Origin of the sequence: Picosynechococcus sp. PCC 7002, from assembly GCF_963860125.1 — a bacterium.
In the GTDB taxonomy this organism is placed as follows: domain Bacteria; phylum Cyanobacteriota; class Cyanobacteriia; order Cyanobacteriales; family MRBY01; genus MRBY01.
Genome location: NZ_CAWLFA010000006.1, coordinates 1 through 24,862 on the forward strand (window position 1 = coordinate 1; position 24,862 = coordinate 24,862).

Consider the following 24,862-nt stretch of genomic DNA (forward strand, 5'->3'; position numbering starts at 1 on the left):
GTGAGCATTATCAGCATTGTGAACCAAAAGGGTGGCTGCGGTAAGAGTACGACCGCCGTGCATCTTGCCTATTGGCTGGCCCAAAATAAAAACGTCACGTTAATTGATGCCGATGCGCAGCAATCGAGTTCGAGCTGGCTGGCACGTTTGCCCAAGGAAATTCCGAACGCCGCAATCCTTGATCCTGAAGCCCTTTTTGATGCGATCGAAGAGGCGAGTAATCAGTATGATGTGGTGATTGTTGATGGCCCCGGTAGCCTGAGTGAAATTACCAAAACAATTCTGGATATCTCTGACCTCACCCTCGTTCCTTGCCAACCATCCGGTCTCGATCTCAGTAGTAGTAGTAAGATTCTGCAAGTAATTCGTCAGCGACAGAAGGTGCGTGGTGGTCAGCCCCATGTCGGCTTATTTCTGAGCCGTGCCGTCAAAGGTACCGTTTTATTAAAAGAAGCACAGCAGGCCCTCAGTCAAGACCAGCGGTTTCCACTCATTAATTCCATTGTCTATCAGCGGCAATGTATTTCTGATGCGCCAATTCAAGAGGCGACGGTTTTTGATTTAACGGGCTCTGCCGCAAAAGCAGCTCAACAAGACTATGAAAATTTATTTATGGAGGCTTTGAGTTACCTTGGCTAGACGTACCGTCGGAAATTATTTAGCAGAGCTACCCACTGAGCCAGAGTCTTCCGTGGCGATCGCCAATATTCGCTTGCCGGAGAGTCAACCTCGTCATTACTTCGACCCGGAGAAAATTCAGCGGCTCGCCGCTTCAATTAAAGAATATGGCATTTTAGAACCTCTCCTGGTTCGACCGATTCGCCATCAAACTAACCGCTATGAATTGGTTGCAGGGGAAAGACGTTATCGGGCCGCGAAGCAGTTGGGCCTCAAAACTGTACCAGTTGTGATTCGTGACCTGGATGATCAGCAGGCATTGGCGATCGCCCTTGTGGAAAATCTCACCCGCGAAGATCTCAACCCCGTCGAAGAAGCAGAAGGTGTCCTTAATCTCCTCGCAATAGAATTGCAGCTTCAACCCCAGGAGGTAAAAAGCTTACTTTATCGACTGGAAAACGAAAAAAAAGGAAAAACAATTACCCATAACGTTATGGGTAGTGAAATTGGTGAGCAGATTCAATCGGTTTTTACAAACTTAGGTCAGAATTGGTCGTCATTTACGGCGAATCGTTTACCCTTACTAAATTTACCTGACGATATTTTAGAAGTGCTCCGCCAGGGCAAGATTGCCTACACCAAAGCAAAGGCGATCGCCCGTCTACAAGATGCCGAATCACGAAAAAACCTATTAGAAACCGCCATCCAGGAAAATCTCTCCTTAAGCGAGATTAGGCAGCGTATCAACGAGCTAAAGTTCAACACCGCAGAACAAAAGCCCCAGTCACGCATTGATCAAACGGTCAAACGACTCAAGGCTGCGCGTCTCTGGGACAAAAATCCTGAAAAATGGGATCAGATGCAGGCATTACTCGCCCAGATTGATGAACTAATTTCCGAAGCATCCCATTAGTTTGGGTAGTGATTGCCCGCTGAGATAAAAAATGAAACTGCCTGTAATTCCTCTCCCATGGGACTCTGTTTCGTTCCGGGAAAAGGGAAAGATAATTACCCATAACGTTATGGGTAGTTGCTATGGTCTCCAAAAAAGGCGATCGCCCTTTTGTTTCGATTAAAAATTACCGATTACAGAATCTTTTGTAATTAACTGATCTAGGTTTTGGGTTGCTAAAGCCACCAGCAGTCGGTCTGCTGGATCACCAAGTTTTATCGGAGTTTTTCGATTAAATCACCCCTCCGGAAAGTGGCAGCGAGTTGCTGTAAAGATATGGGGCGATCGCCATAGAGATCCCGGAGCGCGACCTGAATATCATCAATAGCGGCCTTAAAGTAGTCATCGCCTCTCATTTTTATTAGTTCCTGGGCCTGAGGGAAATATTGGTGATTAAGGCCCTCTAAATTAAGGTTCATCTCCGACAGCAGCTTTTGGCCCATTTGCATCGCCGCAAAACAAGAAGCATAACGTACAAAATCAGGATCATCTTTAGCAGGACGCTTACGCCGATTTTCTGCAATCCGATAGAGTAAAACAGCAGTAATCACCTGGGAACCATTGAGCTGGTCTGTGAAAATCGAATCGTACAACTTACCGAAATGTTTTCGTGAAAAGAATTTGGCTTGATGGGGTTTTTTTCGCCATACGGACAAGACGGCCTCTGCGGCCACCCCTGAGGTAATATCGCTACGGGAATAACTTTCAGAACGTTTACGCCGATAACTGAAACCGAGGGTCTGAATATCGAGTTCTAGGCGTTGTTGACGTTCATCATTCGCCTTGAGATCTTTTAAGTCAACGGGGTTTTGACTGTTTGTGGCATAGGTAATATTTTTGACGAGGTCTTCATTTTCCTTGGGGAGTTGGTACAGACGGATTAAAACGTAAGCTTCCTGGGGAAAAAGACTGGGTTGGGCGAGGGTTTTGGCGATGGTTAGACAGGTTTGACCACCGTTGATAATCTGGAGATTTTCAACCTTCACTTGATAGTCTCCCTGCTGAAAGGCATTGTGGGTAAAGGAGTCGCAGGTTAGGGTGATACCGTTGTTGTAGAAATAAAAGTTCTTCCCTTCTCCGTTGATCAATGTATTGCGAATTCCTTCGTTGACGCGATTTCTCTGTAAACCCAGGTAACGACGGATATTACGTTCGAGGAGTCTTTCTCCATGGCGATCAATTAAATCCGCAATTTCGGTGATCGCAATTTTGCCGACCAGAACACGACTAAAGTCCATATCTTCAACGATCGCCTTGCCGCTGAGTCTGAGGGTATCGTTAACGGGTTTGGTCGCCTGGAGAATATTGATCAGGCGATCGTGATTAACGTGTTCCCAGGTGACTTGACCACCAAACCCAGTGCGCTCGATCGCTTCGGCGGCGGCGACATTCCATGGTTGGCCATTATTGCAAGCTAAGGCTCGGACTTGGGGAATATAACCGTCACGGATGAGGCTGCGGGCTGCTTCTACTTTACTCAGTAGTCGAGGATTAATCTGTTGCAGTGTGGCGTTGGGATCAAAGAGATGCCGAATCGCATTGATCAAGGCTTCAATGTCACTTTCAGAAAAATTGGCATCTCCTTTGAAGTTATTTTTATATTTCGCCTGGAAAAGGCTAACGGTAAATTCTCCGTCATGTTCTTCGGAAATATGAATGGCATCAACGCCGAAATCTCCTCCCCCTTCAGTCAAGCAATCCAATGTTTCGCTATGGTCGAGGTCGAGAATGGTTTTGACACAAAGATAGACGAAGGACAGGGGCTTGAGCTTGTTTTCGTCTTGGATATTTAATTCATCCTTTGCCGGTTGGCGGATATCGTCGATTAGGGAGCCTAGGCGTTGATCGATGATTGAAGCGTTAATATTCATGGTCAACTGATGGCCTGGAGATTCTGTAGCTTTGCTTATTTTACCAAGGACTAGAAAGGCGATCGCCTCACGGAAGCAGCATAGATCATTTTTTTCATCTGATTGGTTAAGCTTTGGGGATTGAGTTTTTTAGACTGGGATGGATTACCCATAACGTTATGGGTAGTTGCCATAATCACCAAAAAAGGCGATCGCCTCACAGGAGCAGTTTAGATAATTTTTTCACTCAATCTGAGTTACTGGAGTGTTTTATTTGGTAAGTTCTGAGAATTAGGTTTAAAAAGCTTGTGTGAATTACCCATAACGTTATGGGTAACTTTCTCCAAATGATGCGCACTTCATTCCTATATCAATGGTGATGGCTCTGTGAAGGAATTAGGTCAGCCTTTACTGAATAAAGAAGTACCCACTAGCGATCACTGAAACCACTATTCTTTCGTTAAAATCAGTAAAAAAGGTCGAGCCTTGAAACGATCTCTATACAAGACTCTCAGGCAATATTTTTTCTATAATCCTAGGTTTCTGTCGAGATGCGCCCTCTAGTTCATCGCCGAATGCAACTAAACGACACTGAATATGGTGCTATAGTGGTGTCATGACAGAGCAAGCCCCATTACACCTCGTTATTGACACCAACATTGTTCTAGAAGGCTTAACTAAACAGGGGAGCGCATCAGGGCTGATCATCGAAGCTTGGTTAGCCGAATTATTTATCGTTTACATTTCCACGGCGATTGCCTATGAATACCAAGATGTTTTGAGCCGTAAACTATCCCCTACTCGTTGGCAAACCCTAAAACCTGTTCTTGGTCGGTTACTCACCCTCACTAAATTCACCGAAATCCATTTTACATGGCGACCCATTTCCCCCGACCCTGGCGATGATCTGATCATTGACTGTGCCATGAATGCCAATGCGGCGATCGTTACTTTAAACCTCAAAGATTTTCAACGGGCAAAACAATCTCTCGGCTTAACCGTACTGTCCCCCGTCGAACTAGTACTGAAACTCACAGGAGATGAATAACAATGAGTCGTTTAACCCTACGCCTACCCGAAAGCCTCCATCAACAACTCAGCCATCAAGCCTCCCAAGAAGGCGTATCCCTGAATCAATACATCGTCTATGCCCTAACCCGTCAGGTTTCCCAAAATTACGTTGTGGAACCCGTTCCCGCTGAGACCGTTGAACAGCAAAACACCTCATTCCAAAAACTTCTCAATGATTTGGGTCAGGCGATTCCTGAAGAGGTAAAACTTGCACTAGCCGCAAGGGAAGCCGTAGAGCCAGAAAGCCAATTAAACCCAGAGACCATCACCAAACTCCGCCAGAAGATAAGTAGCAAAGTCTAAACTTTTTGAGTTTATGGCTTACAAAAATAGATTGGCGATCGCCCCGGAACACATTAGCCGAGAGGATGCCCTCGTGCTCCAGGCCCGTAAGTATCTTTTTTGCGATACAAACCCCATCACGACCTATGTCTTTGCAAAGGACTACCATGGCGAAGCGGGGCCACTGCTTACTCGCTTAGCGACAGAGGCAGAGAAACGCTACGATTTGTTCTTCGTCTGTGATACCGATATTCCCTATGCTGATACCTGGGATCGCAGTGGCGATCAAAAGCGAAAATGGTTTCAGAAGCAAATCTTGGCTGATTTAGCAGAGAGGCGGGTGCCTTTTTTTCGGCTCAGTGGAAGTCTGGAGGAACGAATCTTTCAGGTTAATGTGATTCTTCAACACTGTCAGAAATTCGGTAATGTTTTGGATCTCAAAATGCAATCTCTTAAAGCCATGTCTGGCGATGTTTATAAATGACTCCCTTTACATGGATTAGAAAATAGAAAACGAGAATAAAGAAAAAACGATTACCCATAACGTTATGGGTAACTACCGATAATCAAAAAAAATAATCGCCTCACAGGAGTAGTTTAGATAATTTTTTCACTTAATCTGAGTCGCTAGAGTGTTTTATTTGGTAAGTTCTGAGAATTAGGTTTAAAAAGCTTTTGTGAATTACCCATAACGTTATGGGTAACTTTCTCTAGATGATGCGCGCTAAGAGAGAGTGGCGGCATTATGAGCTTTGAACGAAACAGTGATGAGGGTAACTTAATTTATGGGCACTATTTACAAGCATTCATCACCTTTTCTACAGGCAGCTCAGACTCTTCTCAAAACAAGGAAAGCGCAGGCGATCGCCCCGACCAGACAAACAGCTAAACGCCTGAAACAACTGCCCTATTCTCTGACCAGCTTAGCTGCGGAACTGTTATGGCAGAAAGGGATTCGCGTGCTGAATCCCCTAGAGCAATATCGTTATTTTAAGCAGGCGATCGCCGCAACCCTAAACCCGACTGATTTAGAAGGCACAGTACAAACCTGGCGGGGAGCAATCCAAGAACTGCTGCAAACTAGCCGTGAGCTGGATGCTTTGAAGAAATTTGAGACGCCCAAGATTCAGCAGCTATATCAGGTAATTCATGCCTATCAAGCCCAACTTGAGGCTGATAATGTTGTCGATTCTGCTGCAGCACTGTGGCGGGCGATCGCCCTTGAGCCAGATCTCAAAACGCTCTGTATTTATGGTTATCCTGATCCTCGGGCCGATGAAATTGCTTTTATCGAGGCGATCGCCGCTCCCGATAGTTTGCTGTATTTACCCCAGGTAGATGACCAGCCTCTTTTTTCACCCCAAGCCGAACTCATCAAACGCTTACAAGGGAAAGGTTGGCAATTAGATGATAGCCAGCCAGAGACATTAACCTTGGGCGATCGCCTGAGCCAGAAATTCTTCGGTCAAAACAGTGTTAATTTCGAACCTAAAACCGTCCAAGCCCACGTTTATCCCAACTGGGAGGCAGAGGCCAGGGGCACCCTGGGTCAAATTAAACAACTGCTACAACAGGGTGTCGCAGCACGAAAAATTGCCATCGTCACGAACGAAGATAACCATTGGGGGCCGCTCTTGCTTCATGTCGCTCAGGAATATGACGTGCCCCTGAGCCTACCGAATCCGATTTCTCTCCAAAAAACCCGCCTCGGTGCTTGGCTGGAGCAACTTTTAACCGTCATTGAAACTAATTATTCCTTTGAAGTCACGGCCCAGTGGTTAAGCCATCCCCTCACCCATCCTTTGGGGAGAGAATTTTGGCAGGCGGCCCGCACCCTAAAGCCTAATCATTTTGAAGCATGGCAGGCACTTACCCAGGAGCATTATCAGTGGGATCTTGCGGTATTGCAGCCACCCCAACAAGGGAGTTTTTTGGTTTGGAGGGAATACCTGAAGGAAATTTTGAACGTTCTTAAGGTGCGTCGCCGCGCTTTACCCTGGGTAACGGAAACCGTCGCCTACAAGAAACTCATTGATGGCCTCGACAGCTTAGGGACATCTCTAACGGAAACTATGACCTGGGAAATGTTTCAGGCAGAAATCCGCACTAGCTTGCAACTATTGACCACACCAGCCTATCCAATGCGTGGTGGGGTGGGGGTGCATAATCCCCAAAATCTGATTGGTGCCCAGTATGACTATATTTTTTGTATTGATGGGGCTGAAGGGGTAATGCCTCGACCGTTGCGGGATGAACCCGTTTTAGATTTTTATACCCGTAAGCAGTTGTCTGATAAATTGCCCATCGAAGGGGCGATCGCCAAGGCGCGGCGAGAACAATTTCAGTTTTATAGCCTGTTGCAGGTGCCCCAAAAGCAATTCACTTTTTCCTACAGTACCCTTGGTCAAGGCGAAGGCCGCTACCGTTCCCAAGTTGCTTCAATTTATTTTAAAAAGCTTGGCCTCCAGCCCAAGAAGACATCAATTGCTATTGCTGCCAGTGTTGCAGAAGCCCGCCAGTTTTATCTAACCCAATCCCAAATTCCAACAGAACTTCAGTCGGAAACATTAGACCAGGCGATCGCCGCCCACCAGATCGAGCAACGACGTCTTCAAAAGAGCGCATTAGATGAATACCAAGGGTTGATCGGGGTACCATTCCCTTGGCGAGAACATACTTTTAGTGCGTCGCAACTGTTGCAATTAGGGCAATGTCCTTTCAAGTGGTTTGCGGGTAAGGTACTGAAACTCGCAGCCCTCGATGAACCCGAAACCACCTTAGAACCCAGTCAGCGGGGAATTCTCTACCACAAAGTTTTGGAACTGGCCCTCAACGCTTATCGAGAGAATCCCGACCTGGATTTAACGGACTTTGAGCAGCTTAAAGCATGGTTTATCGAAGCAGAAGACGTTTTAAAATTGCCGGAATTGTCCGCTTGGGAACGACAGTGCACCGAACATATTCAGACCCTCCAACGGGCGATCGCCGCCCCAGAATTTTTACCGGAAGGCCGTCATGTCTTTAGGCTAGAAGACAAGATTCAGTTTACCTGGCAAGATTTCCGAATTACTGGATACATTGACCGCATTGATCAAATCAGTGGCACAAACGAGCTGGTGATTATGGACTACAAAACCAGTTCTAGTCCACCTAAAGGGATCCAGGATGAATCTGGCCTGCTTAAAATTGATCTCCAACTACCCATCTATGAAGCGTCGGTACAGCACCAATATCCTGAGTTTCAGGTAAAGCAGAATCTTTATTACTCCCTAACCAAAGGGAAAAAACTCAGTTCAAAATCCCCCGATGAAAAAGATCTCCAGGCTGCAGGCGATCGCCTCAAAATTCATCTCGAAGAAGGCTCTTATCCCGTTGCCCCCGACAAAAAATATGACGCCTGCAAATATTGTGATTTCAAATCAGTGTGCCGCATCAACCAGGAGGAACAGGAATAATGCCTTTAACTAAACAACAAGAAAAAGCGGTCACTTCAAAAACCAGTGTCAGCATCACCGCCGGAGCAGGGACGGGAAAAACCCACATGTTGGCCGCCCGCTATCTCCATCACCTCGAAAATGATGGCTTGTCTCCTCTCCAAGTAGTGGCGATGACCTTTACGGAAAAAGCAGCCACAGAGTTACGGGCGCGGATTCGCCAGGTGATCGCCCAGGAACACCCAGATAAATTTGATTGGCTCGCCGAAGTAGAAGCGGCCCAAATTAGTACCTTCCATGCGGTGGCAATGCGTATCTGTCAGGAACATCCTGAAGCGGCAGGGGTGCCGGCAAATTTTCAACCTTTGGACGAGTGGGAAGGGAGCATTTGGCAAGCGGAACAGTTAAACGTGGCCCTGGCTGAGATGCCCCCAGAACTCTATGGGGAGATTCCCTATTCGACTCTCAAAACGGCGATCGCCGCCCTGCTTGGTGATCCTCTGAGTGCCCGTGAGGCTCTAGAAAGAAGTCGTAAAGATTGGCTGCCTGCTTTGCGAGATAAACAGCAGCAGGTGATCAAAAATCTGTTAGCCAGTGAGACTTGGCAAGAGACCCAAGCCCTGATTACCCAATACCAGGGAGCGCCTGGGGATAAGTTAGAGCTGGTGCGCCAAACTTTAGCGGAGTTAATGTCAGACCTGGAACGCAATCAGGATGACATTACGAGTGTTCCCTTTCAAAGTACCTTACAAGCGCTGAAAAGCTTAAAAGTAGGCAGTGTTGGGTCAAAGAAAAATTGGCTCAGTGAAGATATTCTCAAAACAGTCCGCAGTCAGGCGATCGCCTGCCGGGATTTTGTCCAGAAATTTCCGGATATCTCGTTACTGGGTTTGACTTTGGGCGAATTGGATGAACGGGAAACCCAATGGGTGACGACTTTACAGGGTGCTTTCCAGTGGGTAGAACAACGACTAAAGGAAATCAAACAGCAAGCCAGGGTTTTAGATTTTAATGATTTAGAAATTTATGCCCTCAAAGCCCTTGAAGATCCAGCGGTGCGGGATTATTACAAAGAGCGTTGGCGAGCCTACCTGATTGATGAATTTCAAGATACTAACCCTACCCAAGGGAAATTACTCGAAGCCTTAACGGGGAGAAGTGAAGAGCAAAGTAAACTCACAATTGTCGGGGATGATAAACAGTCCATCTACGGATTCCGCCGCGCCGATGTGGAAGTTTTTCGCGCTTGGCGATCGCAGTTAAATAATGGCGTCGCTTTAACCCAAAGTTTCCGCACCCATGAAAGTTTAGTCAAAAATATCAACACTGTATTTCGGCCTGTCCTCGGAGAATTACACCAGGATTTGGATGCTCATCGTCAAGAAGCCCCCCACGATCCGCTCCATTTAGAAATTTATCGCTTTGCCCCAAAAGAGAAAATGGCGATCGCCGAGGCCCGGAAAGTCGAAGCCCAACAAATCGCCCAACTCATCTATGAAATGCTGTCCCAAGAAATGCTCGTCTGGGATAAAGCAACAAGGAAATTAAGGGCGATCGCTCCGAAAGACATTGCCATTCTCTCCCGTACCTGGGATCCCCTAGATATTTACAGTCAAGCTCTGGCCCAATGGCAGATCCCTTTCCTCCAATCCAGTGGCGGCAACCTTTTAGATACCCCTGAAGCCCTGGATGGTCTGTCCCTGCTCCAGTTCATTGCCAATCCTAATGATGATCTGGCCTTAGTTGCAGTCCTCCGGAGTCCATTTTTGACCTTGAGCGATCGCCTGCTTTATGAATTACGTCCCCAGAAGAAAGACAAAAAATGGTGGTCTTGTTTAAAGGATAGTCAGCAGCCAGAAGTCCAACAACGGGTGACGATTCTCAAACAATTGCTCAATAAACGCGATATCTTCACTCCATCCCAACTCCTCCAACTGGCCGATCAACTGACTGGCTATTCTGCTGTGATTACCAATCTTCCCCAAGCAGAGCGTCGTCTTGCCGATTGGCGGGGCTTTTTAGAACTCTTGCGTCATCTAGAACAGGGCACTGGCGATGTGTTATCTGTGGTGCGTCGTCTGCAACGCTTCCAGCGCCATGGAGTTAAAATTCCCCGGCCCCCCCTCGAAGCAGAAAATGCCGTTTCTTTAATGACGATCCACGCCGCGAAGGGTTTGGAATGGTCGGTGGTGATTGTGCCGGATTTGACCCGAAAACTTTCCAATACCAGTTCCAGTATTCTCTTTGATCCAGAATTTGGTGTTGCTCTCAAACAACGGGATGACCAGGGAAAGCTTCAAAAATCGGTACTGTTTCAACTCCTTGAAGGTCATCAAAAAGAGCGAGAAACTGCGGAAGCAAAACGGGTTTTGTATGTTGCCCTCACCCGCGCCCGCGATCGCCTAATTCTGACCACACCAAAAGAGAAAGGCGGGGGCCTAGATTTACTGCAGCCGGGTTTAGAGGATTTTGCGATCAAAGATATCTCTCCGGATCTGTATCCCCCAGCAGAGCCCTGGTGCGAAGGCGATGAATCTTCAAAACCACAACAGCCTCCTCAATTACTCCTAGAACCAGCCCGGAGCTATGGCCTTGAGTTACCAATGACGGCGCTGACGACTTATGCTCGTTGCCCGAAAAAGTTCTACTTTGAACAAATCATCAGACATCCAGGTTTAACGGAAGGGGAAAGTAATTACGGGGCGGCCATTGGTTCCCTCACCCATACTGCCCTCGAAAAAGACTATCAAACCGTCGAGCAATTGAATTTCCATAACCAGGATCTCAAGCTCCCCCCTGACAAAGTGCAAGAAGCCCTTGATCTGGCCCAGACTTTCCGGACAGACCCAGTATTTGCGGCTGTCCAAGCAGGTGAAAAAGAAATTGCTTTAGAACTCCGTCAAAATCAGTTGGTCTTAAACGGTCGGGCGGATCTCGTTGGCACAAATTTTGTCCTCGACGTTAAAACAGATTCAAAGCCCAATCCGATAGAACATCGTTTTCAACTCTGGGCCTACGCCAGAGCCGCAGAAAAACCCACAGCCTATATTGCTTACCTTCGCCAGCGACAACTCTATACTTTTAGCCCAACGGATTTAAAAAGCATCGATCAGGAAGCCGACATCTTAATGCAACAGATCGCCCAACGGGATTACACGCCTAAACCTCATTCTGACCACTGTTCCTACTGTCCTTATAACTGGATTTGTGATGCCGGGAAGTCTGCTTTGGCAGGGGAACTCAGCTAAAATCCCACCCTGTTTCCGACCTAAGCGACAATTACCTGCAATATGGCGATCGCCTTTTCGAGCACCTTAGCTGGCAGAATTTCACCAGTACTGCGCCACCAACGCTGACTCAAATCAAGAGTCCGCACCTGTTCAGCAATAATCGACCCTTGCACTTTGTAGCCGGCTGGAATGGCAATTAAAGTTTTAACCTCTGGTTTGTGAACGCTGGTGATCGGCGAAACAATCACAATGCCATTACGGCTTTGATTAAATTGGGTGTGACTGAGGACAAGACAGGGACGAGCTTCTCCCATCTGCTCACGACCCTGAGTTGGGTTGAGGTTGATCCGAATCACTTCTCCACGTTTGGGATAGGGTGCCATGGTCTATAGGAGCTCCCGTCCTGTTGCCGGCGTATCTAGAAATGCCTGAACATCATCAGGATATTGAAAATCATCGGGGATGCTGGCTAGTAACTCATCCAAGGTAGGAGCACTCGGTTTCTTGCGGATGACGAGGGTATCATCTTTTTCTTGCAATTCCAGGGTACAGGTTTCATCCCAGCCGAAACTTTCGACGAGGTGGTGAGGGATGCGTAGCCCTAAACTATTGCCCCATTTTCTCAAACGTATATCCATGGGTTTAGCTCAATATTATCTTATGTATAATTTTAGCTCTTTGTAGTCATGTCAAAGGCGATCGCCCACAGGAGCTGCGCTCGAGTCTTGATTACTTACATTTCGCTTTGATGTGGTGTTTGGCTTGTTCGATGGAGATGAGATCTACTGGGAAATTATGACCTGCCTCAGTGGTGGCTCCAGCGCGATAGAGGAATTGGCTTGGTAAACCCCAGACGGCGAAATTAATAATCGACATCAGCTTCAAAATCCATTTAAGCCTCCGATTTTTTACCCTAAAGTCTGTTTTGAGACGCCGGGCGATCGCGCATTTGCGTTAAGAAGGTTTCCCGCTGGGCTTAGTCTTGCTGAATACGCTGAAATGACTTGTTGGGCTTCGATGGCGGGTAAGGTCATGGGTGTTGCTACTGAATTTTCTGGAGGACTTCATCACGGGAAATCTTAAAATGCTCTGCGATACTCCGTAAAATTGCACTCAGCGTGCCAATTTTTAGCGGGTTATGGGCTGGGATGGTAATATGGTGTTCCCCATTAGTCTGGGTTGTTAAACGGATATGGCTTCCGGTTTGGTGGCTGATTTCATAGCCCAAGACTTTAAGTTGTTTGGCCAGGTCTTTTCCTGATAAGTCTCTGGGTAATTTCATGAGGCAAAAACTTCTTCTTGGACGATATGCAGACGAATAATTTTGGGTCGTTGGTTAGCATCAGGGAAGTGGCAATGGACGGCATCTTTGATTTCCTGTTTGAGGGTGAGGAGATCATCGGCTTGAGTAAAAATGGCTTCCTGCATGGCTTGGGCGGTATATCCACCTTCGGGATCGGGTTCGACTAAAAATAAAATTTCATTCATCGTAATTTCACCAGATGGTTTTAATGTTGGTTGCTTGTTGAATTTTTACGTCACGGGTCACAAGGGGTAAATCAAGAGTTAGTGCTGTGGTGGCAATGACTGAGAACATAGTTTAAATGATTTTCCTCACATTTCCTGTCGGGCTTTGACAATATCTTTTTGTGTGATATGAAAATGCTTCCCTGCGATCGCCTTTAGGATCCGCGTTCGAGTCTTATTATGTTGACCCAGCCCACCCCTGATACCGATGCGGATTCTACAATGAATGAATTATGGAGGAGAGTGATTAAAAACGGGGGAATCAAGCAGCATTAGGCACTCCAGTCTCCTTCAGTGGCGGAGAATACCATCGGTCAACCACTTCTTTCCAGTCTTGATTTAGGACTTTAGTTCTCACCTGTAGTAATAGATGAGCACCCTTCGGAGTCCATCGCATTTGCTGCTTCTTCTCCATTCGTTTAGCCACGACTTGATTGACTGTAGATTCCACAAATCCCGTTGAGATGCGCTCCCCACAGCGGTAACGTTCTCCATAGTTGGGAATAAAATGGCCATTGTTCTGAATATACGTGTGGAACTCAGCAATAGCCCGCCGCATTTTTTTGAGTTTCGGATAATTACTTTCGAGAAAGTCAGCATCCTCCTCCAGCCATTCCAGCTCTTGTAATGCCCTGAAGACATTCCCATGCCAGAGATACCATTTGACACTCTTTAGCCTCTCTACCATAGACTTTCCATTGTCTAAATCATAGTGCTTCAACCCCCTGAGATATTGACTGAGCTGAGTGATCCGCATGGTGACATGAAACCAGTCCAGAAGATATTCCGCTTGAGGATTGAGAAATCGCTGCAAGTCTCGGACTGTATCGCCTCCATCAGAAAAGAAGGTAACCTGCTGATTCATTTGCATTCCTTGGGATTTTAGGAGTTCAAATAACCGTCGCTTTGGTTTGGTGTCATAGGTCTGGACAAAACCAAAGCTTTTGCTGGGTCCTTCATCTGGAATACTCTTGCCCACAATCAGTTCAAAATGGCGCTGTTGTTTACTCCCTTTAGAACAGTGAGCATGGATATAGGCACCATCAATTCCTACATTGAGGGGAAGCTCAGGTCGAGGGAGTTGCTCCCATTGGCGAGGGCTACCTTCTACATACATAATTTGTTCTTCTCCCAATTCATCATCGAGCTTTTGCCCCATTTGATGCAGGTGATATCTCACGGTTGAAGGATTAAGGGTGCCGTTCAATGGCAACACCTCATCAAGTAACTGGACACTCAGACCATAGGAAACCAGGGAGGCAAATTTTGTCTGCAGGTAAAGGTATTCAGGAGACTGCCGTTCAGTGAGGAGTAAGGCTAATGGGCTAAAGCTTTTTGTTGCTTGGGACTGGCAGGGACAATGAAAGAATCGAGGACTAGTTAATGTCAGCTTCCCAAATACAGAACGATAAATTAGCTTATGTTTCCCTTTACATTTACGCGGTTGACCACAGTCTGGACAAAACGCCTGTTGCTCTACATATTGACTGACCTGTGACGAAACCATTTCTTGTTGGATCCCTTGCAAAATCTGTTTTGATTCGGCCAAAGTCAAGCCTAGATTAGTAGGAGTCAATGGGCCTCGCTCCAATTGAGCGACATCCTCAATGATTTTTATGCTGCCATCATCGGCTTCAATCCTTAAGCTGATTTTGATATTCATAAGCCTAGAAAATAATGTCCTCTCGAAAAGCTGGGTCGTCACTCAAGGGATTTTGCTGTAAGCGATGATTGAGTTTTGGTAACTCAAGGTTGTCTAGTAACAGCCAATAACTCAGTTGCCGAAGTTCACTCAGATGTGGCTTAAGCTCATCATCTCCTTGGAAAAGAATTTCAGCCATGCGGTGGAGTACCATTCCTGTAGAGAATCCCTGTCTAAGTTCCTGGAAAGCCCAAGCCCCTCCACAATCTTCAATGGGGCCATTCCGTTTACCTTCAATACAAATCGGGTAAGTTTTTTCGGGCTCAAGTTCAGTTATCTTTTCAACTCGCAGTTGTACCTGCCAGTTATCGTAATAGTTGTACTCGTAGCGAAACCGTTCTCGCACCCGCAAACCCAGACTTAAGAGAGTTACAGAATGGGGATCATCGCTGAAGCATTCCCCACCAATATGATGGATGCCGTAGGAGTTGCCGTGGATGACGAAGCGATGTAAATATGTGTCGCTCCAGCCAAAAGCGATCTGTAGAATAAAATGTAGTTGAGCAATCGTTGTGTCGCCTCTCACTAGGAACCGACGCCAGATCATTGGGCTGACACCGGCAATAACAGCTTTGATCTGAAATGCATGTGAGCCTGAGCCACTATCCATACCACTACATCAACGAATAGACTCAATAGTCTTATAAAGTGTACTTTGCAAGAATGTGCAAAACAGTGTTTTATTTAATGTCTCATTATGGCTTTATCATCGTGTCTAAGACGTTATAAAACATTACGGTGAGTCATCATGGCGATGGTTGGCTACGCGCGAGTCAGTTCTGTTGGGCAGAGTCTGGAAGTTCAAATCGAGAAGCTCAAGCATTGCGACAAGATTTTCAAAGAAAAGTGCAGTGGTGTCTCGTACAAACGCCCTAGGCTTAAAGCCTGTCTTGAATATGTCAGAGAAGGCGACACATTAGTTGTGACTCGTTTAGATCGCCTGGCTCGCTCAACCCTGCACCTGTGCGAAATTGCGAAACAATTGGAATCTAAGCAGGTGAATCTTCAAGTGCTTGAACAGAGTATTGATACTGGAGATGCGACCGGACGGCTTTTATTCAATATGTTGGGGGCGATCTCCCAATTTGAGACGGAAATACGTGCGGAACGTCAAATGGATGGCATCCAAAATGCGAAAGCTCGTGGGGTTCAGTTTGGCCGTAAAAAGCAGCTCACGCCAAGTCAATGCCAAGAACTACGTAAAAGACGCTCACAAGGGGTATTAATCAAAACGTTGATGGAAGATTACGGCCTTTCTAAGGCAACTATCTATCGCTATTTGAAGGAAGCGGAAACGGTAAAAAGTTGATGAGAATTTAGATCCCTGTGATCCACTCTGAGTATACTTTCCCCCGTTTTTAATCACTCTCATAATAAAGGAGCAATATTGAGTCACAAACGCTTAATTAAGCTTCAATGACAAAGAGTATGTTATATACTCTTTGATAAACACCCGTGACCTTAATTCCCCCAGGCGATCGCCAACTTTTTGGCATTGACTTGAGACAAATTTGGATTGGTTTGAATATTGAACTGATTGTGACCAGAGTGTTCAGGCAGGTTTACAATTACAACAATCTCAAACTTCGTAAAGCCACTTCAATCGCTAATGTTGTCATCAGTTTTTAATGCATGTATCCCTCGCCCTGAGATTGTATCTGGTGATTTATCCTTTGATTTGTTTGCCGCGAAGCTTCGTTTAGTCGTAGAAGGAAAAGCCCCAAGTCTTTATCAAAATCCGCTGCAGTTTTTTGCCAATACCTTTGTCACAGATGGGCTGAGAGAATTAATTCAAGAAGTTTTCGGTCGCCTCACAGGTAATAATATCGGTGCTCCAGTGGTTCGGTTGGAAACCAGTTTTGGTGGTGGAAAAACCCATGATGAAATTGCGCTCTGGCACATTGCTAAACAAGGGCGATCGCTTTTGGGAGACGATGAACGGTTCAGTGAAGTATTAGAGTTAATCCCAGAAGGTTCAATCCAGGTGGCGGCTGTAGATGGCCGTGATCTCAGTCCAGAAGAAGGAGTTTACCATCCGGAAACAGGAATCACCACAAAAACCATTTGGGGCGAGATTGCTTATCAAGTCAGGGGGGTTGAAGGATATCAACTCCTTAAAGGATCCGATGAATCTGGTATTAGTCCGGGTACAGCAGTCTTGGAAAGACTAATCAAGGATCAACCCACCCTCATCATTCTGGATGAAATAGCCCGATATCTCAGCGCCGCGAAGGCGAAACGGATTGGTGACAGTAACCTAGCCAAACAGATTGTTGCCTTTTTGTTTTCTTTGATGGACTGTGCGGCATCCTGCAATAACCTAGTATTTGTTTATTCATTAGCGTCTAGTGCCGATACCTTTGCCGACGAAACCGCAGACCTACAGCGGGAATTACGGAGTGCTTCAGCCCGACAGGAAAGGATTCTCCGGCCCAGTAATGACGTTGAAATTTACAACATCGTTAAACAGCGGATGTTTGACAGCATCAGTGAGGACGCCACGAAAAAAGCTGCTGATGCTTACTTTGACGCCTATCGGTCTAGCCGCAGTGATCTGCCGGATAGTTGCAAAGACCTCAGTTATCGAGAGGCGATCGCCAACAGTTATCCCTTCCATCCTGAGTTGTTTAATCTTCTCACGAAAAAAATTGCTTCTATTCCAGAATTTCAGCGCACCCGTGGGGCATTACGCTTATTTGCACGGCTTGTGCAATATCTTTGGCAACATCAATCGGAACATATCACCCTTATTCACCCCCACCATTTGCCTATTGGGGTTCATGCGGAGATGACGACAGAACTCACCTCCCGTCTGGATCGCTCGTTGATGGATCTAGCCGTAAAAGCAGATATCTATAACGACACAGGCACTAGCGCCCACGCCCAAGTTCAAGACCAAGAATGGCGAGATATGGGGAAGCCCCCTTTCTCTTCTTGGGTCGCCAGAACCATTTTTTTGCATTCCCTCACCCAAGGCATTACGGCAGGTATTCGACACTCAGAGCTAAATTTATCCTTGCTGACGCCCTATGTAGAAATTGGTTTTGTTGAGCGGGCCGTGAGTAATCTTTTAGCCGTGGCTTGGCATTTAGACTTTGATGCAGTGACCAATATTTATCAGTTTAAGGAAGAGCCATCGACCAACAAGATCATTGCCCAAGAGAAAGAACAAGTGGGTGTAGGAGTCGCAAAAGAGGAGTTACGACAGCGACGGGATAGCATTTTCCAGAGGCGCTTCTTTGATTGTGTTACCGATCCAGAGGGTGCCTATGACGTGGATGACCGCGCCGATAGCATCGCCCTGTGTTTAATTGATTTTAATGAAGCTCAAATTCAGAGTTCAACGGATTCTGCCCCAGCAATAGTCGAGCAAATTTTTGAGAATACCGGGGAGGCCGGGAAATTTAGGATCTTCAAAAATCGTTTACTTTTTTTGATGGCAAATGAACAGGAGCTAGAGCGTGCCCTAAATTTGACGAGGGAATATCTTGCTGTTAAAACCCTCCGTAGCAGCCCGCGCCGTTTAGAGGAATTGTCCGAAACGCAACAAAAGGAACTCAAAACACGAGAAGGAGAGCTTGATCTTGCAGTACGAGTTGCCCTGACAAATACCTATCGTCATTTGTTTTATCCCAACCCAGATCCGGTCAAAGCACCCAAAGGGTTGATGCACTATATTTTACCTTCCCAAGATTCCAGCACTGTCAAAGGGAGAAACAATCAACAGGAAGTTATCCTCAAGGTACTCAAAGATTGCAGTAAAGTTCGGGCGGATGAGGCACCTCCTTTTGCGCCTGCTTATATTCTCCAAAAGGTTTGGCCCGCAGGGATTGATAATTGGACGGCGAAAGCGATGCGGGAAGCCTTTGCGAAAAATATCAATCTCAATATGTTCTTGGAAGGAGAACTCAGTAAGCTGCGAGATACGATTCGGACTGGGGTAGAGCAAGAGCAATGGGATCTCAAATTTGGGCAGCAGGTCTTTATTGCCCCCCTAGCCCCTCAATCTGGGGGGAACCACTTACCCAACATCGAGTTTTCAGAAAGGCTGGAAATTTACCGTCGAGGTATTCTTAAACCGCCGGAACCCAAGGAGATTGAGTTTGATGCCCAGGTTTTACCAGGTCATGAGACGGAAAAAACAGTACGGTTACGCTGGCGAGCCAAAGGAGCGATCGCCACTGCACTTTATCGGGAACATGAACTGATTCATGATGACTACCCGCCATCGGGCGATGAGGAGTTAACCATTACAACAACGACAACTTTTAAGATCGTCGCGGATTATGGTGAAGAAGGAATCGAGGAAGAAACTAAAACTGTTTATATTGGCGGTGGTGTAATACACCCTCCACTGCCAAGCTTGCGTCCAACGGAAATTACGAAGGAAGGTTCACCGAATAAGGTGTTTGCGGAATTGTCAGATCAGATTACGGATAGTAAGGTCACAACAATTTCAGCGGTAGAAATTACAGTCGATACAATTCAGGACTACCGCAAGCTAGGGACAGCCATTCCGTTGTTCGCCCGCCATAAGCCCCAAATCGTGCAGAGCGTTACTTTACAGAGCAACGGGCAGTTTACACGGCTGGAATACCAAGGGGACTTGCGGGGCTATCAAGGCTTTTCAGCGCCGTTAAATATGCTTTTTAATACCCCTGATATTCAAGGAAATGCCATGCTGAAAATTCGGATCGAATTTGAGCAGGCGCTATCAGCGACAGAGGGAATTCTCGATGAATTTAAGGGAATACTCAGTCGTAACCCAGTCGATCGCCTCGGTTTATTTGTGAAGGTTGGCTATGATTAGTGCCTCCTAGCCCCCGCATCGGGGGAATAAGCCCCCCAACCCCCAGTTTGGGGGAGCAATATTCTGGGAAGTCCCCCACTATGGGGGATTTAGGGGGCGACACACCAGTAGAAAGTTCCCAGCATGGGGATTTAAGGGCTTCAACGATTTAGGAAATAACAATGCAAGAGTTTCAACTGCGGGTTGTACCGTTAAAAAATAATGAATTTGCCCTAGAGCTCTTCCAATGCGCCTATAAAAAAGCAGGAGAGAAGAAGCGTCCACCAGCAAAAAAAATAGGACGTTTAAAAGGTAACCCTCTCATTTTGGCGCGGCAAGCGGTTTATGACTCCCTCAAGCAAAATCAATATGATCCTAAATCCCTAAGTTATAAGCGCCAAACGCCCTATGTCCTAGATGAAACTTCTGGGGTAAATCTCGCTGTCCTTTTTCAAGCGCTCAAACGCCTCAGTAAGCCGGAACGCATCGCCAATATTACCCAAGGGATACGCTCAATGAGTAATGAGGAAGCCCATTATTGGTTTGCCAAGATGAGTAATGGCCACAACCGATCCGCCCAGAAAGCGATTAGAGTATTACTAGATGATTAATCAACTGGAGAGATAATGTCATGTCAGTTCTGATTAAAGCCAAAGGCAAAATCGAAAATGGTCAGCTTGTGCTAGATGCAGCCACTGCTCCTTTTCCACGGGATGGGGAGGTTGAGGTGATGGTGATTCTCAAGGAAAACCAGTCTGCTAACTTTTCAGAAGTTGATTTGAGTATTAAAGACGCTGCCATCAATATCTATGATCAAACTTTGGACTTGATTCAGAATGTAAAGCGGGAGAAAGCAGAAAAAAATATAATCCTTTCTATTGAAGATATTCGCGCTGGTATTAGAGATCGGTCAGGATTTCGGACGGCTGAAGAAATTGATGCTTATCTTCAAGAGGAAAGAGCATCATGGGACGATTAAATTTTCGTGGTAAAAAAGTTTATTTAGATACTGTTGTTATCATTTATTGAATTGAAGAAAATCCCATTTATACAACCTTAGTTAAAGAACTTTGGGATTCTATCAACCAACAGATCATTGAGGTCTATACTAGTGAGCTAAGTTTAATGGAGACTTTGGTTGTACCGCTAAAATTCAATAATATTGCACTCATTAATGCTTATAATAATGTTGTTTGTGATAGTGCTGTTTATCCCATTCCGATCATCTTATCAATTTTGAAGTTTGCGGCTCAATTAAGGGCAAAATTTAAGGTTCAAACGCCGGATGCGATTCATCTTGCTACAGCGATCGCCTCTGGGTGTGACATATTTTTAACGAATGATTTTGCGTTACAAAAGATTCCAGATTTAAACATAGAAGTTTTAGTTTTAAAAGATTTTTTATAATGATTTTGCAAAGTAAAAAAATGCCCCTAAATCCCCGATTTGGGGACTTTCTACTGGTGTGCTAGACAGGCGATCGCCTCTACCCCATCTTTCTCTTGTTCCCCCAGAATGGGGGTCAGGGGGCAAATTTCCCCGATTCGGGGGCTAGGGGGCAATACAACCCAAAGTAAACATATGCGATATCGAAGAATACGCGGCACAACTCCCGAAATTGAAGCCGCAGCCCGTCGCCTCCGAGACAATCTAACTCCGGCAGAAGCAAAACTTTGGGAAGCAATCAGAGGAAAACAACTCGACGGCTTCAAGTTTCGCTGTCAACATCCTGTTGAACAATTTATCCTCGATTTTTATTGTCCTAGTTGTAAATTAGTCGTAGAAATTGATGGCGAGATTCACCGCGATCGCCAAGAATACGATCAAGCCCGCACCGAAAAACTAGAGACATTAGGTTATCGAGTGACTCGCTTTAGCAACGATGAAGTCATCCATAATTTAGGTGATGTTTTGGAGCGTATCAGAGCGCAATTGAGAAGCCCCTAGCCCCTAAATCCCCGTTCCGGGGACTTTCTACTGGTGGGATAGATAATCTTTTACTCCCCCAATATTGGGGGTTGGGGGGCATATTCCCCCGATTCGGGGGCTAGGGGGTAAAAGAAAAGCCCCTAAATCCCCATAATGGGGACTTTCTACTGGTGTGCTGAAAAGGCGATCGCCCTCATCTCTCTCTTGTTCCCCCGATTCGGGGGTTAGGGGGCTAAATTCCCCCAAATTGGGGGGTTAGGGGGGCTATCATGAGGGAATATCCGCGCAACATTGACACCTATGACCACTCCCCAACGTAAACCCGTTTTCATCGAAAAAATTTTTCCTGTAAATCTCCTCAATCAGCAGGTGTATTTCGAGAATGGGGGAAATCCGTTTAAGGGGCTACACCGTTGGTATTCCCGTAAGCCGCTGTCTTTTAGTCGGGCTTCGGTGTTGGGTTCTCTGTTGCCTGGGGATGTGACCATGGAGGAGTTTGAATATCTCCTTGGGTTAGATAAAGCCAGAAAAAACGAATCTGACCTAGAGCGGGACGATCGCCACAATCGCACTCGTCTTTATAAAACGCCGCCATCTCCTGAGCGGGTTAAACGGGTACAGGAACTTTGTGAAGAACTCTGGGGGGACAAAACTCCGGCGGTGTTGGATGCGTTTGCGGGGGGTGGTTCGATTCCGTTTGAGGCGGCGCGGTATGGGTTGCGGGTGTTTGCGTCGGATCTGAATCCGGTGGCGGTGGTGACGATGAAGGCTGCGATCGCCTTTCCGTTAGAGTTTGGGGCGGAGTTACAGCAGGATATTGATCGCTGGGTGCAATGGGTTGGGGAACAGGCGGAGGAACGCTTAAATGAGTTTTTTCCGAGTAGCCACGCCCCCCAGCCTAGCCCCCCAGCCCCCATGAATGGGGGAGAAAGATTATCCAGTACATCAGTAGAAAGTCCCCAGAATGGGGATTTAGGGGCAGGGGAGCAAGATTCCGGCAAGTCCCCAGAGTGGGGATTTAGGGGCAACACACCAGTAGTAAGTCCCCAGCCTAGCCCCCCGACCCCCAAGTTTGGGGGAGAAGAATCTGGAAAGTCCCCCAGAATGGGGGATTTAGGGGCAGCCCCCCAGCCCCCAACATTGGGGGAGAAGGAACGGATTCAGAATTATCTTTGGGCCCATACGGTGCAATGTCCTCACTGTGAATCGACTGTGCCGTTAAGTCCGAATTGGTGGATTGATAGATCGCTGGGGGCAATTAAAAAGGGTGCAATTTGTGCGGTTAAACCTGTGCCGAATCTTGCTGAAAAACGGGTTGATTTTGAATTGATTAAGGGCAAAAAAGGCAAAGGTAACACCATTCAAACGCCCGATGGTGATTTTGATCCCAATGATTTTTCTACAATGAGTCGAGGGGTAGGGAAATGTCCTAATTGTGAATCAGTTATTGAAGATTCAGTAATTAAAAAACAGGCTCAGGACATAGGCTTAGGTCATCAACTTTATGCCGTTGCTTTTAAGAAGAATCAAGGAACTTTAGAATTTAGAATCGCCAACAATATCGATTTGCAAGGGTTTGAACTCGCTGAGAAAAGGTTAAGAGAATTAGAAAACTCGGATAGTAGCTATCTAATTCCAGATATTCATATCCCTTATAGCAATCGTGTTTACGAAAGAGATTGTGTTGATCAACTTGGTTTGACAAATTGGAAAGTATTTTTTAACTCTCGGCAGCTTTTAACGTTGGTGACTTATGTTGAGATTATCAATGAAGCTAAGGAAAAAATGAGGGCTGAGTTAGGGGAGGAGAAAACAAGGGCGATCGCCACTTATTTAGCTTGTTTACTAGATCGCTGTATCGATCATAATTGCCGTTTAAGTGGTTGGAAAATTAATCCAGCATTTCCTGCTAGGGCTTCTGCCAGTCATTCACTTAATTTAATGTGGAATTATTGTGAAAGTACACCTAGATGGCTTTGGGATACTTGTTCATTTAGTACAGTTGATGGATATATAAAACTTTGTGAATTACTCGGTACAAAAATAAATTCATCCAGTTTTCAAAGTTTAGAAACCCATACCGAAAAAAGCTTTCACATCGAAAACGCTTCCGCCGATAGCCTGTATCACTTGCCCGATCAAAGCATTGATGCCGTCGTTACCGATCCACCCTATTACAGCACCATTCAATACGCCGAATTATCAGACTTTTTCTATGTGTGGCAAAAGCGAATATTAAGCGATATCTTCCCCGAACTCTATTACAGCGAACTCACCGACAAAGACCGCGAAGCCGTCGCCAACCCGTCCCGTTTCCGTGCCATGGGCATCAGCCCCAAAGACCTCGCCGACCAAGACTACGAAGCCAAAATGCAAATGGCATTCAGCGAATATTACCGAGTGCTAAAAGATAACGGCGTAATGACCGTACAATTCAACCACAAAGACAGCGGCGCATGGGATGTCCTCGCCCAATCCCTGATCAATGCCGGATTCGAGATCACCGCAAGCTGGGCCGTCAGCACCGAAAACCCCCAAAACCTCCACCAAGCCCAGAAAAACAGCGTATCCAGTACCGTATTATTAGTTTGCCGCAAACGTTTGCCCCCTAACCCCCAGAGTGGGGGAAGTATGCCCCCTGACCCCCAGAGTGGGGGAATAGGAAGTGGAGCCGAAAACGCATGGTGGGATGACATTCGCCCCGAACTCAACAACCTCGTCACCCAACGCGCCGAAGAATTTGAAGCCAATGGCATTACAGGCATTGACCTTTACCTAAGTGCCTTTGGCCCCGCCTTGAGCGTTTTTAGTCGTCGTTGGCCAGTCCTCGACAGCTCTGGCATTGCTATGCGCCCCGAAGCCGCCTTTGAAGAAGCCCGCAAAGCCATCTCCCACTACCGCCTAAACAAACTCCTGAACCAAGAAACCAGCGGCTTCGATGCCCTCACCCAATGGTATATCCTCGCTTGGGATAGTTTCCGCGCCCGCGAATTCTCCTTTGATGAAGCCAGACAGTTGGCGATCGCGGTGGGAGGATTCGACATCAACGACCTAAAAAATAGCCATAAACTAATCAGCGCCAAAAGCGGCACCTGTAGCCTACTCACCCCGACCCAACGCCTGAAAAAACGCGCCTTTTCCGTTAGTCCCACCGACTTTAGCCTCACTTCCCTCGTCGATGGACTCCACGCCGTCATTGCCATCTATCAAGAAGAACAGAGCATCGAGCCTGTCCGCCAATTCTTGAAGAAAACCGAACTCCTGAGTAATGACCAATTTATGCGCGCCTGGGAAGTTGCCCTAAAAGCGATCCCCCACATCGGCGACGAGAAAAAACGACTGCCCGAAGAAAAAGCCCTGGCCGATCTGTGGTTAGCGATGGATGAGATCAAGGCGAAGGTGCGATATGTCACCCCAGAGGATGCCGAGGGTAGTGGGCAGGCCGTACAGGGGAGTTTGTTTTAGAAGCCCCTAAATC

Annotated in this window: 23 protein-coding genes; 14 read left to right on the forward strand and 9 right to left on the reverse strand. The window is 46.5% G+C overall.

Annotated features, from left to right (window positions below; genetic code table 11):
- On the forward strand, positions 1-639 hold the full coding sequence (locus AACQ84_RS14920; protein WP_012308546.1) for a ParA family protein: 639 nt from the start codon (positions 1-3) through the stop codon (positions 637-639).
- Positions 632-1,531: a ParB/RepB/Spo0J family partition protein gene (locus AACQ84_RS14925; RefSeq protein WP_012308547.1), complete on the forward strand. Its 900-nt coding sequence runs from the start codon at positions 632-634 to the stop codon at positions 1,529-1,531. Before AACQ84_RS14920 ends, AACQ84_RS14925 begins: the two co-directional genes overlap by 8 nt.
- A 254-nt stretch (positions 1,532-1,785) precedes the next feature.
- Here AACQ84_RS14925 and AACQ84_RS14930 read toward each other — a convergent pair whose 3' ends face one another.
- Together AACQ84_RS14930 and AACQ84_RS14935 are read right to left on the reverse strand one after the other, a co-directional pair.
- Positions 1,786-3,441 carry an AIPR family protein gene (locus AACQ84_RS14930; RefSeq protein WP_012308548.1) on the reverse strand — a complete coding sequence of 552 codons (1,656 nt, stop codon included), beginning with the start codon at positions 3,439-3,441 and terminating at the stop codon, positions 1,786-1,788.
- A gap of 50 nt (positions 3,442-3,491) precedes the next feature.
- Entirely contained in the window at positions 3,492-3,614 is a 123-nt protein-coding gene (locus tag AACQ84_RS14935) for a hypothetical protein (protein ID WP_254903518.1), read from the reverse strand.
- Between the two features lie 422 nt (positions 3,615-4,036).
- Here AACQ84_RS14935 and AACQ84_RS14940 point away from each other — a divergent pair, with 422 nt between their 5' ends.
- The 5 genes from AACQ84_RS14940 (at position 4,037) to AACQ84_RS14960 (ending at position 11,455) form a co-directional block, all read left to right on the forward strand.
- On the forward strand, positions 4,037-4,468 hold the full coding sequence (locus AACQ84_RS14940) for a putative toxin-antitoxin system toxin component, PIN family (RefSeq protein ID WP_012308549.1): 432 nt from the start codon (positions 4,037-4,039) through the stop codon (positions 4,466-4,468).
- 2 nt (positions 4,469-4,470) lie between these two features.
- On the forward strand, positions 4,471-4,794 hold the full coding sequence (locus AACQ84_RS14945) for a YlcI/YnfO family protein (RefSeq protein ID WP_012308550.1): 324 nt from the start codon (positions 4,471-4,473) through the stop codon (positions 4,792-4,794).
- Between the two features lie 13 nt (positions 4,795-4,807).
- Positions 4,808-5,257 (forward strand): AAA family ATPase, encoded by a 450-nt coding sequence (locus AACQ84_RS14950; protein WP_012308551.1) that lies wholly within the window; start codon positions 4,808-4,810, stop codon positions 5,255-5,257.
- 301 nt (positions 5,258-5,558) lie between these two features.
- Positions 5,559-8,228: a PD-(D/E)XK nuclease family protein gene (locus AACQ84_RS14955; RefSeq protein ID WP_012308552.1), complete on the forward strand. Its 2,670-nt coding sequence runs from the start codon at positions 5,559-5,561 to the stop codon at positions 8,226-8,228.
- Positions 8,228-11,455 (forward strand): UvrD-helicase domain-containing protein, encoded by a 3,228-nt coding sequence (locus AACQ84_RS14960; RefSeq protein WP_012308553.1) that lies wholly within the window; start codon positions 8,228-8,230, stop codon positions 11,453-11,455. Before AACQ84_RS14955 ends, AACQ84_RS14960 begins: the two co-directional genes overlap by 1 nt.
- Before the next feature lie 20 nt (positions 11,456-11,475).
- Here the strand turns inward: AACQ84_RS14960 and AACQ84_RS14965 are convergent, their stop codons facing one another.
- From AACQ84_RS14965 to AACQ84_RS14995, 7 genes are all read right to left on the reverse strand, one after another.
- Positions 11,476-11,820, reverse strand: a complete 345-nt coding sequence (locus AACQ84_RS14965) for a type II toxin-antitoxin system PemK/MazF family toxin (protein ID WP_012308554.1) — start codon at positions 11,818-11,820, stop codon at positions 11,476-11,478.
- Between the two features lie 3 nt (positions 11,821-11,823).
- Positions 11,824-12,075, reverse strand: coding sequence for an AbrB/MazE/SpoVT family DNA-binding domain-containing protein (locus AACQ84_RS14970; RefSeq protein ID WP_012308555.1), 252 nt, complete (start codon positions 12,073-12,075; stop codon positions 11,824-11,826).
- Positions 12,076-12,166: 91 nt separating this feature from the next.
- Positions 12,167-12,313 carry a hypothetical protein gene (locus tag AACQ84_RS14975; RefSeq protein ID WP_012308556.1) on the reverse strand — a complete coding sequence of 49 codons (147 nt, stop codon included), beginning with the start codon at positions 12,311-12,313 and terminating at the stop codon, positions 12,167-12,169.
- Positions 12,314-12,479: 166 nt separating this feature from the next.
- Positions 12,480-12,719, reverse strand: coding sequence for a type II toxin-antitoxin system HicA family toxin (locus AACQ84_RS14980; RefSeq protein WP_012308557.1), 240 nt, complete (start codon positions 12,717-12,719; stop codon positions 12,480-12,482).
- Complete coding sequence (locus tag AACQ84_RS14985) at positions 12,716-12,925, reverse strand: hypothetical protein (protein WP_012308558.1); 210 nt, start codon at positions 12,923-12,925, stop codon at positions 12,716-12,718. Before AACQ84_RS14985 ends, AACQ84_RS14980 begins: the two co-directional genes overlap by 4 nt.
- A 301-nt stretch (positions 12,926-13,226) precedes the next feature.
- The gene (locus tag AACQ84_RS14990) at positions 13,227-14,627 is read right to left on the reverse strand and encodes an ISKra4-like element ISSysp7 family transposase (protein WP_012305518.1); all 1,401 of its coding nucleotides are present in this window, start codon (positions 14,625-14,627) and stop codon (positions 13,227-13,229) included.
- Between the two features lie 4 nt (positions 14,628-14,631).
- Positions 14,632-15,276: a plasmid pRiA4b ORF-3 family protein gene (locus tag AACQ84_RS14995; protein WP_012305517.1), complete on the reverse strand. Its 645-nt coding sequence runs from the start codon at positions 15,274-15,276 to the stop codon at positions 14,632-14,634.
- A gap of 138 nt (positions 15,277-15,414) precedes the next feature.
- On the opposite strand from AACQ84_RS14995, the gene AACQ84_RS15000 reads away from it, so the two are divergent.
- The 7 genes from AACQ84_RS15000 to AACQ84_RS15030 all read left to right on the forward strand — a co-directional run bounded on the left by AACQ84_RS15000 (position 15,415) and on the right by AACQ84_RS15030 (position 24,849).
- Positions 15,415-15,975 carry a recombinase family protein gene (locus AACQ84_RS15000; protein ID WP_012305516.1) on the forward strand — a complete coding sequence of 187 codons (561 nt, stop codon included), beginning with the start codon at positions 15,415-15,417 and terminating at the stop codon, positions 15,973-15,975.
- Positions 15,976-16,344: 369 nt separating this feature from the next.
- Positions 16,345-19,476, forward strand: a complete 3,132-nt coding sequence (locus AACQ84_RS15005) for an ATP-binding protein (RefSeq protein ID WP_234991458.1) — start codon at positions 16,345-16,347, stop codon at positions 19,474-19,476.
- 161 nt (positions 19,477-19,637) lie between these two features.
- Complete coding sequence (locus tag AACQ84_RS15010) at positions 19,638-20,066, forward strand: DUF7680 family protein (protein ID WP_012308560.1); 429 nt, start codon at positions 19,638-19,640, stop codon at positions 20,064-20,066.
- A 20-nt stretch (positions 20,067-20,086) separates the two neighbouring features.
- A complete protein-coding gene (locus tag AACQ84_RS15015; RefSeq protein WP_012308561.1) occupies positions 20,087-20,434 on the forward strand; it encodes a hypothetical protein in 348 nt (115 codons plus the stop codon).
- 65 nt (positions 20,435-20,499) lie between these two features.
- Complete coding sequence (locus AACQ84_RS15020; protein WP_083764500.1) at positions 20,500-20,862, forward strand: type II toxin-antitoxin system VapC family toxin; 363 nt, start codon at positions 20,500-20,502, stop codon at positions 20,860-20,862.
- Between the two features lie 174 nt (positions 20,863-21,036).
- Entirely contained in the window at positions 21,037-21,402 is a 366-nt protein-coding gene (locus AACQ84_RS15025) for an endonuclease domain-containing protein (RefSeq protein ID WP_041444102.1), read from the forward strand.
- A gap of 282 nt (positions 21,403-21,684) precedes the next feature.
- Positions 21,685-24,849, forward strand: coding sequence for a DUF1156 domain-containing protein (locus tag AACQ84_RS15030; protein WP_156785485.1), 3,165 nt, complete (start codon positions 21,685-21,687; stop codon positions 24,847-24,849).
- Positions 24,850-24,862 lie beyond the last annotated feature (13 nt).